The sequence below is a fragment of the Pseudomonas sp. SWRI179 genome, assembly GCF_014268705.1.
GTDB lineage: Bacteria > Pseudomonadota > Gammaproteobacteria > Pseudomonadales > Pseudomonadaceae > Aquipseudomonas > Aquipseudomonas zanjanensis.
Genome location: NZ_JABWRA010000055.1, coordinates 23,423 through 42,723 on the forward strand (window position 1 = coordinate 23,423; position 19,301 = coordinate 42,723).

General features: G+C 65.6%; 2 protein-coding genes. Both read right to left on the reverse strand.

Annotation, left to right across the window (positions count from 1 at the left end):
• Positions 1–386: 386 nt before the first annotated feature.
• Positions 387–13,970, reverse strand: a complete 13,584-nt coding sequence (locus HU767_RS24290) for a non-ribosomal peptide synthetase (RefSeq protein ID WP_186730662.1) — start codon at positions 13,968–13,970, stop codon at positions 387–389.
• 4 nt (positions 13,971–13,974) lie between these two features.
• A partial coding sequence (locus HU767_RS24295; RefSeq protein WP_186730663.1) for a non-ribosomal peptide synthetase occupies positions 13,975–19,301 on the reverse strand: 5,327 nt, incomplete at its 5' end.

Genomic DNA, 19,301 nt, shown 5'->3' on the forward strand with positions numbered 1-19,301 from the left:
AAATTCCATCAACACCCAGAATCCCTGTGGGAGCGAGCCTGCTCGCGATAGCGGTGGGTCAGCTTGCAACGATGCCGAATGTGCCGCCGCCATCGCGAGCAAGCCCGCTCCCACAAGGGGCTTGTGGTGAATTACCAAATTCCATCAACACCCAGATTCCCTGTGGGAGCGAGCCTGCTCGCGAAAGCGGTGGGTCAGCTTGCAACGATGCTGAATGTGCCGCCGCCTTCGCGAGCAAGCCCGCTCCCACAAGGGGCTTGTGGTGAATTACCAAATTCCATCAACACCCAGATTCCCTGTGGGAGCGGGCTTGCTCGCGAAAGCGGTGGGTTGGCTTCCACATCCTGGGCTGCCCAGCGAATCGCTCGCAGGACAGCCCAAACCGGTTATGACGTGGCGACTGCTTTCAAGGCCAGGGACATCGCCTCGCCCAGCTTGGCCACATGGGGCGCCTTGACCAGTGTGTTGTGGGTGCCGGGCAGTGGCGTCACGCTCACCTGGTCGGCCAGCAACGCACGCCAGCCCAGGGTCGGGTCGCTGCGTTGCTGTTCGCTCGCGGTGAACAGCGACACCTTGAGCGGGCTGGGTGGGCTGACGTAGGCGCCGATGGCGAGTCGCATCCGATAAGCCACTTGCAGATGCGTGCGCAGCAGGACGGCGTCGATGTCGTGTGGCAACTCCTCCGGTAGCAGGCGGTGGCTGGTGCACAGCGCCAGCATGGCGTCGATGTCCGAGTGTTCCGCCAGCGCGGTCAGTTGCTGCAACAATCCTGGATCGACCTGCTCGGGCAACCAGGCCATCAGGAACTGCGCTTCACTGATCGATTGTTCGGGCACCGGATCCGGGCGCGCCGACGCATCGATGATGCCGAGGAACTCCACGGCCTCACCACCGGCTTGCAGTTGACGGGCCATTTCATAGGCGATCAGGCCACCGGCCGACCAGCCGGCGATCCGGTACGGACCTTGTGGCTGGAGCTGACGGATGGTCGTCAGGTAACGCGTTGCCATGGCCGGTACATCGGACAGCGGTGCCTCGCCGGCCACCAAGCCACTGGCTGCCAAGCCATAGACCGGTACCTGGGGATCGAGCGCTGGCGCCAGGTCCCGCGCATATTGCACTTCGCCGCCCAAGGGATGGACCAGATACAACGGCCGCTGGGAACCCGTACGGCGGATCGGCACCAGATTGCGCTGGGCACTCGGCCGGGATTGGCCGTCGAGGGTCCTGGCGAAACCGGCGATGGTCGGCTCGACGAACAGGTCGCGCACGGCGATCGGTTTACCGAGGACTTTGCGCAGGCGAGAGGCCATTTGCACCGCCATCAGCGAAATGCCGCCGAGGCTGAAGAAGTCGTCGTGGCGACTGATTCGCTCCTGTTTGAACAGGTCCTGCCAGAGGGCCGCAATGGCGATCTCGGTGTCGCCTTGAGGCGCTTCATAAGGCAACGGCGCAGGGCCGTCTTCGACAGTGGCGGGTTGGACGATGGCATTGGCCGAGCGCACCAGCGGCGGCGTGTTTTGCAACAACTGGCCGATGGACTGCTGTGGATCGCTCACCAGGTTTTCCAAGACGCTGGCAAAGAGTCCGGCGATGTTCTGCACGGTGGCGATGTCGAACAGATCGTTGGCGTATTGCAGGCTGCCACCGATGCGCTCGCCATTGTCGATCAGCGACAGTGACAGGTCGAACTGCGTGGTGTTGTGCGGGCTGGCCAGGGTTTGCACCTCAAGCCCTGGCAGTTGCAGCGGCGCCGGTGGCGTGTTGTCCAGGCTCAACATCACCTGGAACAACGGGCTGTGGCTCATGCTTCGCGTCGGTTGCAGGGCGCTCACCACCTGCTCGAAAGGCAGGTCCTGGTGATTGTACGCAGCCAGGGTCAGGTCCTTGATTCGCCCCAGCAGTTCGTCGACGCGGGTGTCGCGCTCGGTGGTGACTCGCAACGCCAGGGTGTTGGCGAAGAAACCGATCAATGCCTCCAGCTCCGGACGCTGACGGTTGGCCACCGGTGTGCCGACCACCACATCGTGTTGGCCGCTCAGATGACTCATCAGCACCGACCAGCCCGCTAGCAAGACCATGAACAACGTGGTGCCCCGGGCCTGGCTGAACGTACGCAGGTCGGCGCTGAGGGCGGGTGAAAAGCCGCACTCGATGATGCCGCCGGTATAGCGCTGGATCGCCGGGCGCGGACGGTCCAGCGGCAGGTTCAGCAGCACGGGTGCGCCTTCCAGGTGTTGCCGCCAGAAGTCGATCTGCGCTTGCAGCGCCGGGCCTTCAAGGGATTGTCGTTGCCAGGCGGCATAGTCCACGTACTGCAACGCCAGGGGCGGCAACGGGTCTTTCTGGCCTTGGGTGAAGGCGTTGTAGAGCACGCTGACCTCACGGGCCAGCACGCTGTTGGACCAACCGTCGGAAACGATGTGGTGCAAGGTGATGAACAGCACATGTTCGTCATCGGCCAATTGCGCCAGGTGGCCGCGCAGCAGTGGTCCGCTGTGCAAGTCGAACAGTTGCGTGGCGTTGACCTGGCCGAGGTGCTCAAGGGTGGCCTGGCGTTCAGCGGGGGCGATGGTGCGCAGGTCCTGCTGCTCCAACCGGAAGCCATGGTCGGCCGGCGCGATTTTTTGCAAGGGCTCGTCGTCCACCAGCTCAAACCGCGTGCGCAAGGTTTCGTGACGCGCTACCAGGCGGTCGAGGGTCGCTTGCAACGCCGGTTTGTCCAGCGTTCCCTTCAGGCTCAAGGCCAATGGCAGGTGATAGGCCGCGCCCGCCGCGTGATCCAAATGATCGAGGAACCACAACCGCTGTTGCGAGAAGGACAACGGCAGGCGCCCGGCGCGATTGGCCAAGGGAATCGACACGGCCTCGGTGGGCGAGGCCGCGTGTACCAGGGCGGCGAGGCCACGCACGGTCGGCGCGTCGAACAGTTCGCGCAGGGTCAGCCGTGCGCCCAGCTTGCGCCGCAGCCGCGACAGCAGTTGTACGGCGAGCAGCGAATGGCCACCGAGTTCAAGGAAACCGTCGTGACGACCGACCTGGTCCAGGTGCAGCAAACCTTTCCAGATCTCGGCAATGGCGATTTCGGTGTCGCCCTGGGGCGCCTCGTAGGTTTTGCTGGCCAGGGAGTCCTGGCCGGGGGCCGGCAAGGCGCGGCGATCGAGCTTGCCGTTGGCGGTCAGGGGCAGGGCATCGAGGTGGACGAAGGCGCTGGGCACCATGTACTCCGGCAGGCCGCTCAGCAACGCGCTACGCAGTTGCTCGGCCGGGATCGGTTCACCGCAGACATAGGCGACCAGCCGCTTGCTGTCCCCATCGCCTTGGCTGTCCTCCCGGGCGATGACGACGGCCTCGCGGATACCTGGATAGGCCACCAGGGCGTTCTCGATCTCCCCCAACTCGATGCGGAAGCCACGGATCTTCACCTGGAAATCATTGCGCCCCAGGTATTCCAACGTGCCGTCGGCCAGCCAACGCCCGAGGTCGCCGGTCTTGTACAGCCGTGCGTTCGGCGCGGTGCTGAACGGGTCGGCAATAAAACGTTCGGCGCTCAGTTCCGCTCGGTTCAGGTAACCCCGCGCCACGCCGGCGCCGCCAATGTGCAGCTCGCCAGCCACGCCCAACGGCGTCGGTTCCCCACGGGCATCGAGCACATGCACTTGGACGTTGGCAATCGGCCGGCCAATGCTCGGGCGTTCGCCGAGGTCGCGGATCAGGTCGATGGTGGCGTCCACCGTGCATTCGGTCGGGCCGTACATGTTGTAGAAGCGGATGCTCGGGCAGTCGCGCAACTTCGTCCAGGTCGCGGCATTGATCGCCTCGCCGCCGAGCAGCACGCTCACCGGTTGGTAGCGGCTGCGTTCCAGCAGGCCGGCGGCGAGCAGAGTATCGAGCTGCGATGGCGTGGAGTCGAAGGCGTGCACCTGGTGCTGTTCGAGGAAGTCCAGTAGTTCATGGCCGCTGGCACGGATCAGTTGCGGGATGATCACCAGCCGGTGGCCGGAGAACAGCTGGGAAATGCCCTTGATCGACATGTCGAAGAAGAACCCGGCGTTCAGCGCCACGGTGGCTGGGCTCGGGCAGTGCTGGTGGGTGGTGCGGGTCAGCACTTGCCAGAAGTTGAACACCGAACGGTGTTCTACCATCACACCCTTGGACTGGCCGGTGGAACCGGAGGTGTAGATCACATAGGCCAGGTGTTCGGCGGTCAGGCCCGCTACCTGCGGATTCGCATCGCAATCAGCGTCATCCGCCGCTTGCAGCGACTCATGGGTATCAAGCAACAGCAGCGGGAGCTCGCCCGCTGGCAACGACAGGGCTGACTGGGTCAACAGCGCCCGTGGCTGGCTGTCGTTGAGCATGAAGGCCATGCGCTCGGCGGGATGGGCCGGGTCGATGGGCACGTAGGCGGCGCCAGCCTTGAGCACGCCGAGCAGGCCGACGATCATGTCCAGGCTGCGCTCGGCACAGACGGCGACACGCTGATCGGGCTCGACACCGAGGGCGAGCAACTGCCGGGCCAGGCGGTTGGCGCGGCGATTGAGCTGGCGGTAGGTCAGTTGCTGTTCTTCGCAGACCAGGGCCACGGCGTCGGGGTTGGCCTGGACCTGGGTTTCGAACAGGTGATGGATCGGTTGCGCGGCGCCGAAATCGCTGGTGGTGCGGTTGAAGTCCGTCAGCAGCAATTGCCGCTCGCTGGCGGGCAGCACGTCCAATTGGCTGGCGAGGCGTTCCGGGGCCTGTTCCAGGGCTTCGACCAATGCGCCCACGGCGTGGGCGAGATAATCGGCGATGCGTTGCGGGTCGATGCCGGTGATGGATTGGGCGGTCAGGGAGAACCCGTCGCCCACATTCGCCACGGCAATTTCGATGGGGTAGTTGGTGCGGGTTTCGGAGGCGATGAAATGCATGCCTTCGTGGTCGCCCATGTCCTCGACGTTTTCCCCGGACGCGTTCACCAGGTCGCCATGGCGGCAGTTGAGGATCACCGTGAACAAAGGCAACGAGGCATCCACCGCACTGCAACGCTGGGCGAGGGCCAGGGACGCCTGTTCGTGGGTCAGCAATTCACTCAGTTGCTGGTAGGCGTCGCGGACAATGTCGCCGACGGTGTTTTGCTGCAGGCGAATGCGCATCGGCAGGGTGTTGATGAACATTCCCAATGCGTGGTCGGCACCGGCGGTGCCTTGGGAGCGGCCCGACAGCACCGTGCCGAAGATCCCGTCGTCGCGTCCGCTGGTTGCCGCCACCACCAGGCCCCAGGCCGCATGGAACAGCACGGAGGTGGGCACGCCTTGCTGGCGTGCCATGCGATGCACCTGGGCGCTGAGCGCGTCGCCCAGGTGTTTCACGGCGCGCTTGATCCCGGCGCCGTTGCCTCGGACATCCAGCACGCCGTAAGGCGCGGTGGTGGCGTCGACATCGGCCAGCAAGCGACGGAAATAGGCTTCGTGATCGGCCTGGGACACGCTGGCGGCCTGGGCGATGAAGTTACGATAAGGCTGGGAGGGCGGCAGGCTGTCGGCCTGACCGGCCAGGATCGCCTGAATTTCCAGCATGATCAGGCGCAAGGTGACGTTATCGCTGACCAGGTGATGGTCGAGCAACGCCAGCAACCATTGGGCCTGGGGCTCGTCGTAAATGATGTACGCCGCGATCAGCGGCGCTCGCTGCAAGTCGAGTCGCAGGTGATGGGTATCGGTATGCTCGCGCAGGGTCTGCAAGGCGTCTTCGCCAGGGACGCAGTCCAGGGTCACCATCGGCAGTTGCGCCTGGCGATGCACCACTTGCACCGGCTGCGGCAAGCCGTGCCAGCGCAGGGCAGTGCGCAGGATGTCATGACGGTCGATGACCACCTGCACGGCGGCAAGGAAGTCGTCGAGCACCTGGCGACGGCTGAACGTCACCACGGTGCGCATCAGGTAGGCGTCGCCTTCGGACTGCAACAAATGGTGGAACAGGATGCCTTCCTGCAGTGACGACAGCGGGTAGATGTCCTGCACGTTGGCGGCCCCGCCCGGCACGTCGGCGACGATCTGCTCGATTTCCCCCTGGGTGAGGGTCACCAGCGGCAGCATCTGCGGTTCGATGGCCGTGCAGTCGGCCGGGATCAGGTTGGCCGGGACGACCCGTTGGGCGTTGCTGCCACCGGCCAGGACCGTGGCCATGGCCTTGAGAGTCGGCGCGGCAAACACCGTGCGAACATCCAATTGCAGGTCGGCCTGGCGCAGGCGCTCGATCAGGCTGATGACCAGGAACGAGTGGCCCCCCAGTTCGAAGAAGTGATCCTGGCGACCCACCCGTTCAACCCCGAGCAGTTCCTGCCAAGCGTTGGCCAGGGTGCGTTCGATGTCGCCCAGGGGCGCTTCGTAGTGCTGGCTCGCGGCGGCGGACAAGTCCGGCGCCGGCAAGGCATTGCGGTCCAGCTTGCCGTTGGTGGTCAACGGCCAGGCGTCCAGGATCACGAAGGCGCTGGGCAGCATGTGTTCGGCCAGCACGTCGGCCAGTTGGCTACGCAGCGCCGAAGACTCAAGGACGCCGCCGTCATGGGCGATCAGGTACGCCACCAGGCGTTTGTCGCCAGGCGAGTCCTCGCGCACGATCACCAGGGCTTCGCGCACGTGTGGCAGGGCCAGCAGTTGGGCTTCGATTTCCCCCAGCTCGATGCGGAAACCACGGATCTTGATCTGCGAATCGTTGCGGCCCACGTAGACGACGCCGCCGTCGGCGCGGTAGCGGGCGATGTCACCGGTGCGGTACAAGCGTGCGCCGGGCGCCACGGCATAAGGATCGCTGATGAACCGTTCGGCATTGAGGGCGTCACGGTTCAGGTAATGCCGGGCCACCCCGGCGCCGCCAATGTAGATCTCGCCATCGACGCCCACCGGCACCGGTTGCTGGTACTCGTCGAGGATGCGCAGGCACAGGTCGGGCAGGGGCGGGCCGATCAGGCTGGGCGCGCCGCTGTCGATTTCCATTTGGCTGATTGGGTAATACGTGGCGTGCACGGTGATTTCGGTGATCCCGTACATGTTCACCAGACGGGTGCGCGACAGGGCGGTGCGCGCGGTCCAGGGCCGCAGGCTGCGAAAATCCAAGGCCTCGCCGCCGAAGATCACTTCACGCAGGGCATGTTCCTGGTCGCTGCGCTCGCGGGCTTCGATGAACTGGCGGAAGGCGCTCGGCGTCTGGTTCAGGACGGTGACCCGCTGCTGGCAGACCAGCCCGTAGAAATCATCGGGCGAACGCGCCACCTCGCTGGGCACGATCACCAGCTTGCCGCCGTAGCTCAGCGCGCCCCAGATTTCCCAGACCGAGAAATCGAAGGCAAAGGAATGGAACAGGGTCCAGACATCGTCGCGACCGAAATCGAACAGCCCGGCGGTGGTGTCGAACAGCCGCGCGACATTGCCGTGTTCCACCAGCACGCCCTTGGGCAGTCCGGTGGAACCCGAGGTGTAGATGACGTAGGCCAGGTGCCGCGACGTCAGGCCCAGGGTATCGGCATCGGGGTTGTGGTCCAGGGATGCATCGGCTCGATCATCGGCGGCAACGTAATCGACCAGGTCCACCACCGGCACTTGATGTTCAGGCAAGGCGTCGAGGCAGGCCGATTGCGCCAACAAGGCCACCGGCGCGCTGTCCGCCAGCAGATAGCCGAGGCGTTCGCTGGGGTAGGCCGGGTCCAGCGGCACGTACGCACCGCCGGCCTTGAGCACGGCCAATACCGCGCAGACCATTTCCACCCCGCGCCGGGCCAGGATCGCGACTCGATCATCAGGGCGTACGCCCTGGGCGAGCAACGCCTGGGCGATGCGGTTGGCCCGGCGGTTGAGGTCTTGATAGCTCAGTTGCTGTTCGCCAAACACCAAGGCGATGGCCTGGGGGTGAGCGGCGGCCAATTGTTCGAAGCGCTGGTGGATCAGCCACCCGGGAGCGCATGTTGCCTTGGGCGGCAGCGTCGCCGGCGAGGCCTGGCGCTGTGCCGGGCTGAGCAACGGCAGGCTGAGCACCGGTTGTTCGTCCGCTTCGACCAGCGCCTCCAGCAGCGTTTGGAAATGCTGGGCAAAACGCTCCACGGTGGAGCGGTCGAACAGGTCGCTGGCGTATTCGATTACCCCGGCCAGGGTGCCGCCGTCGTTGCCCAGGGTCAGCATCAAGTCGAATTGCGCGGTTTCATGGGCCTGGGCCACAGGCATCAGGGTCAGCCCGGGCAGGCTCAGTTCACCGCCGCCCGGGGTGTTGTCCAGTGACAGGGCGACCTGGCACAGCGGGTTGTGGCTCAGCGAACGCGGCGGTTGCACGGCTTCGATGACTTGTTCGAAGGGAATGTCCTGGTTTTCGTAGGCCGCCAGCGTCGTTTGTTTGATCTGTTCGAGCAGCGCTGGCACGCTCGGGTTTTCCGTCAGGTTCACCCGCAGGGCCAGGGTGTTGACGAAGAAACCGATGAGGTTTTCGGTTTCGGTGCGCCCGCGGTTGGCGGTCGGCACACCGATGACCACGTCGCGCTCGTTACCCAGGCGCGCCATGAGCACCGACCAGGCGCTGAGCAACGTCATGAACAAGGTGACGTTGTGCTGTTGGCAGAAGCGTTCCAGGCGCTCGCGCAACGCCGGGGCGATCGCCACCGGGACGTCGCCGCCGCGATAACTTTGCATCGCCGGGCGCGGGCGGTCGGTGGGCAAGGACAGCAAGGCCGGGGCGCCGCCGAGGTGCTCGCGCCAGAAATCCGCCTGGCGGTTGAGGCGTTCACCGTTCAGGGCCTGGTGTTGCCAGGCCGCGTAGTCGGCGTATTGGATCGGCAGGGCGGGCAACGGGTCGGCCTGGTCTTGGCTGAAGGCCTGGTAGAGAGCGGCCAGCTCCTTGACCAGGACACCGACCGACCAGCCGTCGGAGATGATGTGGTGTTGGGTGATCAGCAGGATGTGCTCATCGTCGGCCAGGCGCAGCAGGCGGCCGCGAATCAGCGGGCCCCGGGCCAGGTCGAACGGCGCCAGGGCTTCGCTGTTGCCGATACGGGCCGCGCTGAGGCTGGCCTGCTCATAAGGCAGCGCGCGCAAGTCCTGTTCGCCGAGGGCAAAGCCGCAGTCTGGCGCGGCGATGATTTGCACCGGTTGCTCGCCACGGCGTTCGAAGGTGGTGCGCAGGCTCTCGTGACGTACCACCAGGCGATCCAGGGCCGCCTTGAGCGCGGCCTGATCGAGTTCGCCGCGCAGCAGCAGGGCGGCGGGCATGTGATACGCGCTGCCCGCGCCAGCGTCGAGCTGGTCGAGGAACCACAAGCGTTGCTGGGCAAACGACAGCACCAGAGGCTCGTTGCGGTCTGCCTGGCCGATGGTCTCGGTGCCGGGGCTGTGCAGTCCGCCCACGACCCTTGCCAATTCCTCCACGGTGGGATGGCTGAACAGTTCGCGCAGCATCAGTTCGCCGCCCAACTGCTGGCGGACCCGGGAAACCAGTTGCGCGGCCAGCAGCGAGTGGCCGCCCAACTCAAAGAAACTGTCGCTGCGTCCAACGCGTTCGAGGCCCAGCAATTCTTGGAAGATCTGCGCCAGGGCGGTTTCGGTGGACCCTTGCGGCGCGGCATAACCGCGCTCGGACATGGCGTCCAGGCTTGGTGCCGGCAGCGCGTCCTGATCCAGCTTGCCGTTGGCGGTGAGCGGGTAGGCCGGCAGGCTGACAAAGGCACTGGGGATCATGTAGTCGGGCAGTGTGGCGCCCAACTGCTTGCGCAATGCCGCCACTTGCAGCACCGAACCCGTTTCAGGGATCAAGTAGGCGATCAGGCGCTTGTCCTGGCTCGCGTCTTCGCGGGCCAATACCCGCGCTTCCCGCACCCCTTCACAGGCCAGCAGCTTGGCTTCGATCTCCCCGAGTTCGATGCGGAAACCGCGAATCTTCACCTGGGCGTCGATTCGGCCCAGGTGAACGATGTCACCATTGTCCAGCAGCTTGCCCAGGTCCCCGGAGCGGTACAGGCGTTCGCCGGGCCGGAACGGGTCGGCAATGAAACGTTCGGCGCTCAAGGCCGGACGGTTCAGGTAACCACGACCCACCCCCAGCCCGCCGACACAGATTTCACCCGCCACGCCCACCGGCAGCAGCCGTTGATGGGCATCGAGCACGTAGGCCACGGTGGTCGGGATCGGCCGCCCGACATTGGAGATGCCGGCGGCGATGTCCGCCGCGCCAATGGCCTTGTAGGTCACGTGCACGCAGGTTTCGGTGATGCCGTACATGTTCACCAGTGCCACATGTCCGAAGGCACAGTGGAAGGCGTCGAGCTTGCCCGGTTCCAGGCTCTCGCCACCGAAGATCACATAGCGCAAGCGTTCCAGGCGCACCTGTGGCGTCGAGAGGGCGGCGGCGCTGAGTTGCAGGAACGCCGACGGCGTCTGGTTCAGCACCGTCACCTGCTCGCTTTCAAGGAAACCCAGCAGTTCCACCGGATCGCGGCGCAGGGCCTCGGGCACCAGGCTCAGGCGCGCCCCGTAGAGCAGGGCGCCGAAGATTTCCCATACCGAGAAATCGAAGGCGTTGGAGTGAAACAACGACCAGACATCGTCGGCGCTGAACTGGAAGTCCAGCCGATTGTTGTGCAGCAGGCGCACGACGTTGCGGTGTTCGAGCAGGGCACCCTTGGGTTCTCCGGTGGAACCCGAGGTGTAGATCACGTAGCAGAGGTGGTTTGCCGCACTGAGGTTAGGCAGGTTGGCGGCGCTGACGGTGCTCTGCGTGGCGACATCGAAGACTTCAATGCCGAGTTCCTGCAGCGCCAGGCCCATGTCCTGGCGGGCGATGGCCTTGCCTGCGCCGCTGTCGCGCAGCACATAGGCAATGCGCTCCTGGGGTGAACTCGGATCGATGGGCACGTAGGCAGCGCCGGCCTTGAGCACTGCCAGGGTGGCGACGATCATCTGCACCGAGCGCTCCAGGGCGATGGCTACCAGCTCCTGGGGCTGCACGCCGGCCGCCCGCAGGCGACGGGCGAGGCGGTTGGCCTGTTCGTTGAGCTGTCGATAGCTCAGCCGCTCCTCGCCCAGGTTGACGGCGATGCGGTCCGGGTATTGGCGCGCCTGTTCCTCGAAAATCTGATGCAAGGTCAGGGTGTCGGGCCAGGCCGCTTCGCTGTCGTTGAAATCGAGGATCTGCCGTTGGCGTTCGGCGGCGTCCAGCAGCGGGACGTCATCGACACGCTGCTGCGAGTCCTCGACGAAGGCTTCCAGCAGGCGCACGTAATGGCGCATCAGTTGCTGGATGAACGCCGCGTCGAAGAACTCAGCGTTGTACACCAAGTGCCCGGCCCACTGCGACTCATCGGCCGTGATCAGCAGGTGCAGGTCGTTCTTGCCGTAACCCAGGTTGGTTTCCAAGGTCGTGACCGCCAGGCCCGCTACCAGCGTGTTGCGGTCGGCGCTGCGCTGGAAATTGAAGAGCACGTCGAACAGCGCGGTACGGCTCATGTCCTTGGCCGGGTTGAGGGCCAGCACCAGTTGGTCGAACTGCATGTGCCGGTGCCGCTGGCCCTGGGTCAGGTTGTTGGCGGTCTGTTCCCAGAGCTGTTGCAAGGTCGTGTTGCTGTCGCACCGGCCGCGCATGACCAGCAGGTTGTCCAGCGGCCCGACGACATCCCGCAAGGCCGGTTCACGGCAGGCGGCCGTGGTGCCGATCACCAGTTCATCGTGGCCGGCGTAGCGGCGCAACAGCGCGGTGAATGCGCTCAGGGCCAGGCTGTCGCTGCTGACGCCGACCTCTCGGGCCAGCGCGTCGAGACGCCTTGCCAGTGCCGGTTCGAGGGTGAAGCCGTGGGTGGCTTCGGCAAACACATGCACCGCCGCCCGGGGACGATTCAGTGGCAGTTCCAGGGCTTGCAGCTTGCCGCGCAGTTGATAGGCCCAGTAGGCACGCAGGTTTTCCAGCACGGTGGCCGGCAGGTTGCGTTGCCAGGCGGCAAAGTCGCCATAGCTCAATGGCAATGCTGGCAACTCGGCGCTGCTGTCGGCGCAGGCGGCTTCGTAGAGGGCCAGCAGGTCGCGCTTGAGCAACTGCATGGAATTGCGGTCGGCCAGCAAGTGGTGCACGGCAATGGCCAGGATGGCGTTGTGTTCGTCCCCCCGTACCAGGGTTGCGCGCACCAGGCTGCCGCCGTCCATGGTCAATGGGCGGCGCGTTTCGGCCAAGGCCTGGGCTGCCAGATCGTCAGGGTTACCCTGGATGCGCTCGAGCACCAGGCTGGCCGGGCCGTCGAATTGCTGCCACGCATGGCTACCGTCGCTCAGCACTCGGCAGCGCAGGATGTCGTGGCGGGCCAGCAAGCCGTCGAGGGCGGTTTGCAGGGCCGGTTGATTGAGCTCGCCGGTCAGTTCCAGCAGCAACGCAATGTTGTGGTACACCGGGTTGGCGTCGTACAGGTAACCGGTTTCGAAGGTGTCGACGAACCACATCCGCTCCTGGTGAAAGGACAGCGGCAGCCGTTCCGGCACAGGCACAAGGGCCTTGACCTCGGGCAAGGCCTGGGTCGGGTCCAGTTCCAGGGCGCCGATCCGGGTGTCCGGGGCTTCGGTGAAGCAGCGCAACAGGCGCTCGAAACGCTCAGCGAGGCGTTCGACGGTGGCGGCGTCGAACAACGCGGTGGAATACGACAGGCTGCAGGACAGGTTCGGGCCGCCTTCGTCGATGTGCAAGGACAGGTCGTGCTGGGTGTTGTCCTTGCGCGAGGGCAGGAATGCCAGGTTCAGCCCGGGCAATTGCAACTGGCCGCCGGCGCCTCCGGCATTGGTGTAGAGCATGGTCTGGAACACGGGGCTGTAGCTGGCGCTGCGCGGCGGCTTGAGGGCCTCGACCACCAGTTCGAACGGGGTGTCCTGGCGGGTCGAGGAGTCCAGCATCAGTTCCTTGACCTGCTGCAATACCTGGTCAAGGGTGGGGTTGGCGTCCAGGCGTACGCGCAGGGCCAGGGTGTTGACGAAGAAGCCGATCAGCGCCTGTACGTCGTGGCGGTCGCGGTTGGCGGCGACGGTGCCGATCACCAGGTCCTGTTGGCCGCTGATGCGCGCCAGCAAGACCGCCCAGGCGGCCATCAAGGTCATGAACGGGGTCGCCGCGCGGGACTGGGCGAACTGGACGATGGCGGCGGACAGCGATGCCGGCAGGTCGAAGCCCAGGGTTTCGCCGCGATAGCTCTGCACCGCCGGACGGGCCCGGTCGGTCGGCAGCGAAAGCAGGGCCGGGGCGCCAGCCAGGTGCGCTCGCCAGAACTCCACCTGTTGGGCCAGGCGTTCGCCGTCCAGGTGCTGGCGTTGCCAGGCCGCGTAGTCGGCGTATTGCCGGGTCAGCGGCGGCAGCGGATCAGGCTGCCCGGCGCTGAACGCCTGATACAAGGCCGCAAATTCCTTGACCAGGATGCCGATGGACCAGCCGTCCGAGATGATGTGGTGCTGGGTGATCAGCAGCCGGTGCTCGTCGTCGGCCAGGCGCAGCAGGGTGCCGCGGATCAGCGGCCCGCGCAGCAGATCGAACGGCGCCGTGGCGGCGTTTTCGCTCAGGTGTGCGGCCTCGGTGTCGGCCTGCTCCCGGGACAGGTGGCGCAGGTCATGGGTCACGAGGCTGAAGCCGCAATCGACCGGGGCGATGACTTGCACCGGCTGTTCGCCCTCCCGACGGAAGGTGGTGCGCAGGCTTTCGTGTCGCGCCACCAGGCGATCGAGTGCAGCCTTGAGGGCGTCTTGGTCGAGGGCACCCTGCAGCGACAGCGAGGCGGGCATGTGATAGGCGGCGCTGGCGGTCGGGTCCAGTTGGTCGAGAAACCACAGCCGCTGCTGGGCGAACGACAGCGCCAGTGGAGCGTCGCGGTCGACGCGGGGCAGGTCCTCGGCAACGGTTTCGATGACCCGCGTCGCGCCGCGTTGCTTGAGCAGTCGCAGCAGTGCGGCACGTTTCAACTGGTCGAGACTATCGTTATGTTCGTTCAATTTATTAAGCATCCTTGGAGACGATAGCGAGCAGTTCGCTTTCTGACAGCGAAGCCATTTCTTGTTGCAGGTCGAGCAATTCATCCGACTCGTACTGCGCCAGTTGCAAGGTGTTGATCAGGTCAGCCAGGGCCAGCAGCGACGGGTGTTCGAACAGCCCCCTGAGGGGGACTTCGACGCCGAAGGTCTCTCGCGCCCGGAGCGTGACTTGCACCGCCAGCAGCGAGTGACCGCCGAGTTCGAAGAAGTCGTCGTGCCGGCCGATCCGTTCCAGGCCCAGCAGATCGGTCCAGATCTGTGCCAGCAGCGTCTCGGTTTCACCGTTGGGCGCTTCGTACTGACGGCGGGCAAAATCGTCGTTGCCGGGCGCGGGCAGGGCGCGGCGGTCCAGCTTGCCGTTGGGGCTCAGTGGCAGATGCTCGACGACTACGAACGCCGCCGGGACCATGTAGTCCGGCAATTGCGAGGTCAGGTAGGGCCGTAGCGTGCTGCTGGCATTGCGGCCGGCCAGGTGCGGTTCGACGCTCAGGTAAGCCACCAGGCGCGTGGCCCCCGGTGTGTCTTCGCGGGCGATGACCGCCGCCTCGCGCACCCCTGGCAGGGTCAACATCAGGGCCTCGATTTCACCGGGTTCGATACGGAAACCACGGATCTTGACCTGCTGGTCGTTACGCCCGAGGAACTCGACCACCCCGTCGGCGCGCAGGCGCACCAAGTCGCCGGTGCGGTACATCCGCGGCTCGTCGCCCGGGGCGAACGGGTCGCTGAGGAAGTGTTCGGCGTTCAGTGCCGCCCGGTCCAGGTAACCACGGGCAACTCCGGCGCCGCCCACGTAGAGTTCGCCCGGCACGCCGAGCGGCACCGGTTGGCGCTGTTCGTCGAGCACATACAAGCGACTGTTGGGAATCGCTCGCCCGATGGGCACCGTGCCCAGGTCCTCGGCGGTGCAGCGATGCACCGTGGTCCAGACGGTGGCTTCGGTGGGGCCGTATTCGTTGTACAAGGCGATCGCCGGTTCCAGCGCGGTACAGGCCTGCACCAACTGCGCGGGGCAGGCTTCGCCGGCGACGATCATTTCTTGCAGGCTGCCATGGCCGTTGCCGCTGCCAAGGCTTGCCAGCACCAGGCGGCCCAGGGACGGTACGCACAGCAGCGAGGTGACGCCCTGTTCGCCAATGAAACGGGCGACGGCGTCGGGATCGCGAGCAGTGTCGGCATCCGCGATGCACAAGGTGCCGCCACTGGTCAGCGTACCGAAGACCCCGGCCACGGAGCTGTCGAAGGCAATCGACGACAACAGCAGGAAGCGCTTGCCGGTCGCCGGTCCGTACACCGTGCCCCGGGCCAGCGTCGAACTCACCAGGTTGCGGTGTTCGATCATCACGCCCTTGGGCTTGCCGGTGGAGCCGGAGGTGTAAATCACATAGGCCAGGTGCTCTGGCGTCAGGCCGACGCTGTCGGGTTGCGGATCACGGTTGCTCGATGACGTTGCCAGTGCCCGCTCGATGGCCAGGTAGCGAGTGCCTTCCTGCAAGGTGCCCACGGCCGCGCGACCGACCGGGTCGGCCAGCAACAGGCGCGGCCTGGCGTCCTCGATGATCGCGGCCAGGCGCTCGGCGGGGTAGGTCGGGTCCAGCGGCACGTAGGCGCCACCGGCCTTGAGAATCCCCAGCAGGCCCGTGATCATCGCCACGCCGCGTTCGACGCAGATGGCCACCAGATCCCCCGGCAGGACGCCAGCGGCGATCAACTGCTGGGCCAGGCCGTTGGCCTGGGCGTTGAGCTCGGCATAACTGAGGGATTGGCGGCTGTCGAGCAACGCGCAGGTATCCGGCGTGCGGCGGACCTGCTCTTCGAACAGTTGCTGAATGCACAGGCCAGTCGGGTAATCCACCTCGGTCCGGTTAAAGGTGTCCAGCAGCAGGGTGCGCTCCTGGGCCGGCAGCACGTCCAGTTGCACGAGCGGGATCCGTGGCGTGTACATCAGGGCCTGGGTCAGTTGCTCCAGGGCCCGTTGCATCAGCGCGCAGATACGCTGCGGGTCCACCGCCCGCACGCTTTGCACGGTCAGGCCGAGGGCATCGCCGTAGTCATTGACGGACAAGGTCAGCGGGTAATTGGTCCGCTCGGCACTGTCGAGGATGCGCATGCCCGGCCATTGCAACTGGCTGTCGTCGCGCTGGTGTCTGTAGTTGAGCAACGTGGTGAACAGCGGCAAGGCGCTGGGCACGCCGCTGCAACGTTGCGCCAGGGCCAGGGAGGCTTGTTCGTGGGCCAGCAGCTCGACCAGGTCGCGGTGAGTGGCCAGCACCTGTTCGTGGGCGCCGGCGGTCAATGGCACGCGCACCGGCAGGGTGTTGATGAATACACCTAACGCCCGCTCGGCACCGGCCGAGCCTTGCAGGCGACCGGCGACCACGGTCCCGAACACCACGTCGTCGCGTCCGGTGCAGCGGGCCAGTACCTGCGCCCAGGCGACATGGAACAGCGTCGCCGGGGTGATGCCGCGCTCCCGGGCCTGTGCCCGCAGGCGCAGGTTGAGCTCGACGCTCAACGTCATGCTGGCTTCTTCGATGTGGCGGCCGTCGCCTTGTACCTCCAACAGATCGAAGGGCGCGGTGGGTGCATCCACCTCCGCCAAGCGGCGGCTGAAATAGGCTTCATGGATGTCGGCCGGGATGGCCTGGGCCTGGGCAATGAAGTCGCGATAGGGTTGTGGCGCCGCCAGGCCCTCGCCTTGGTCATGGAGGATCGCGTGGATTTCTTCCAGGACAATCTCCAGGGTCACGTGGTCGCTGGCCATGTGATGGTTGAGCAGCGCCAGCAGCCAGCGTTCGGAATGCGGATCCTGGGCAATGCAGGCACGCATCAGCGGCGCCTGGCGCAGGTCCAGGCGCAGTTGCCGTGGGTCGCTCAGGGCTTCGAGCTGGCTGAGCGGGTCCTGGTGGCTGTCGAGGGAAACGCTGTGCACCGGCAAGCGTGCCTGGCGCTGTACCACCTGCACCGGTTGAGGCAAGCCGTCCCAATGCACGCAGGTGCGCAGGATGTCGTGGCGATCGATCACCTGTTGCAAGGCGTTGGTGAAGGCATCGAGGCGCTGGCGGTCATCGAACTCGAGCATCGAGCGCACCAGGTAGGCGTCGCCTTCGTGCCCGAGCAAATGATGGAACAGGATGCCCTGTTGCAGCGGTGCCAGGGGGTAGATGTCCTGGATGTTCGCGGCACCGCCAGGGATGGCGTCGACGATACGTTCGAGGTGATCCGGGGTCAGGACCACCAACGGCAGCATGTCCGGGGTCAGGGCTGTGCAGTCAGGGGGAATGCGGTTGGCCGGTGCCTGGAACGCCGGGCTTGGCGCATGCGTCAAGGCCTGGGCCAGCTCGGCCAGGGACGCGGTGCTGAAGATTGCGCGGACGTCCGCGTTCAAGCCTTGTTCGCGCAGGCGTTCGATCAGGCTCACGGCCATCAGCGAATGCCCGCCCAGTTCGAAAAAGCCGTCATGGCGACCGATGCGCTCGACGCCCAGCAGGGCTTGCCAGATCCCGGCAATGATCAATTCAACGCGGCCCTCGGGCGCCTCATAGGCCCGGCTGGCGTAGGCGTCCTGGTCCGGTTCAGGCAGGGCACGGCGGTCGAGCTTGCCATTGGGCGTGAGCGGCAAGGCGTCCAGCACGACGAAGGCGCTGGGCACCATGTGTTGGGGCAGGCGCTTGAGCAGTTCGTCACGCAGTTGCCCGGCGGCGGCCGGTTCGCCACACAAGTAGGCCACCAGGCGCTGGCCAGATTGATGATCGCGGGCGACGACTGCGGCTTCGCGCACACCCGCCAATGCGGCGAGGGCAGCTTCGATTTCCCCCAGCTCGACCCGCAGGCCACGGATCTTCACTTGGTCATCATTGCGTCCCAGGTACTGCAACGTGCCGTCCGGCAACCAGCGACCGATGTCACCGGTCTTGTACAAACGCGCGTCGGCCTTGCCATAGAACGGGTCGGCGATGAAGCGCTCACTGCTGAGCTGCGGCAGGTTGAGGTAACCCCGAGCCACACCGACACCGCCGATGTGGATTTCGCCGGGTACACCCACTGGCAGCAATTGCCCGTGAGCGTCCAGCACATGTAATTGCAGGTTGCGGATCGGCCGGCCAATCGGGATCGATTGGTGTCGGTAGGTCGCCAGGTCGCTGTCGGCGGTGTACCAGGCGACCACGTCACTGCACTCGGTGGGTCCGTAGCTGTTGATCACCGTCGGCCGTGGCTGGGGGAGTTTTTCCAGCATGGCGACCTGGATTGGCTCTCCGCCGAGAACTACCCGTTTCAGGCAGGCGAGGCCTTGCTGTTGATCGGCGTCCACCAAGGCGTGGAAGGCGCTGGGCGACATGTTGAGGTGGCTGATCCCGGCCTCGGCAACCTGCGCGACGATGGCGCCGGGGTTGAAGGGTTCGGCGGCCAGGTGCAGCGTGGCCCCGACCATCAGCGGCGCGAGGATGTTCTTCTGGGTCAGGTCGAAGTTGTAGGAGGACGCCAGCAGCACCGCGTCGCCGGCATGGAAGGCCAAGTCTTCGAGGTACCAGTCCAGCAGGTTGCGCAAGCCGCGATGTTCGACCATCACGCCTTTGGGCAAGCCGGTGGAGCCGGAGGTGTAGATCACGTAGGCCAGGTGACTGAAATTCAGCCCTTTCACTTGAGGGTTGTGAGTCGGGGCTTGGGCCAACGCCGCGCTGCCCAGTTCCAGCGTCGCCAGGCCTTGGGGCACCGGCAGTTCGTCCAGGCCGGATGGGTGGACCAGGGCCCGCGGCTTGCTGTCGGCCAGCATGTGGGCCAGGCGTTGGGCTGGGTACTGTGGGTCGAGCGGCAGATAGGCCGCGCCGGCTTTGAGGATGCCCAACAGGCCGACCAGCATGTGCGGACTGCGGCGCGCGCACAGGCCGACGATGTCGTCGGGCTGCACGCCCAGTGCGATCAAGCGGTGGGCGACGCGGTTGGCCTGGGCGTTGAGGTCGGCGTAGCTCAAGGACTCGCCGGCGCAGACCAGCGCCACGGCATCCGGGGTCAGGCTCGCCTGGGCCTCGAACACGGCGTGAGGGAAGCGACTCGGGCTTTCGTCCAAGGCAACACTGGTCGGGTTGAAGGTTTCCAGCAGTTGCCGGCGCTGCGCGTTATCCAGCAACGGCAAGGTCGCCAGCGGCTGGGTGGCATCGTCAAGCATGGCATCGAGCAGGTGCAGCAAATGCTGGCCCCAACGGGCGATGGTGCTTTCATCGAACAAGTCGGTGGCGTATTCGAACTGGCCGCTGATGTGCTCGCCGTCGTCGTTGAGGGACAGGCTCACGT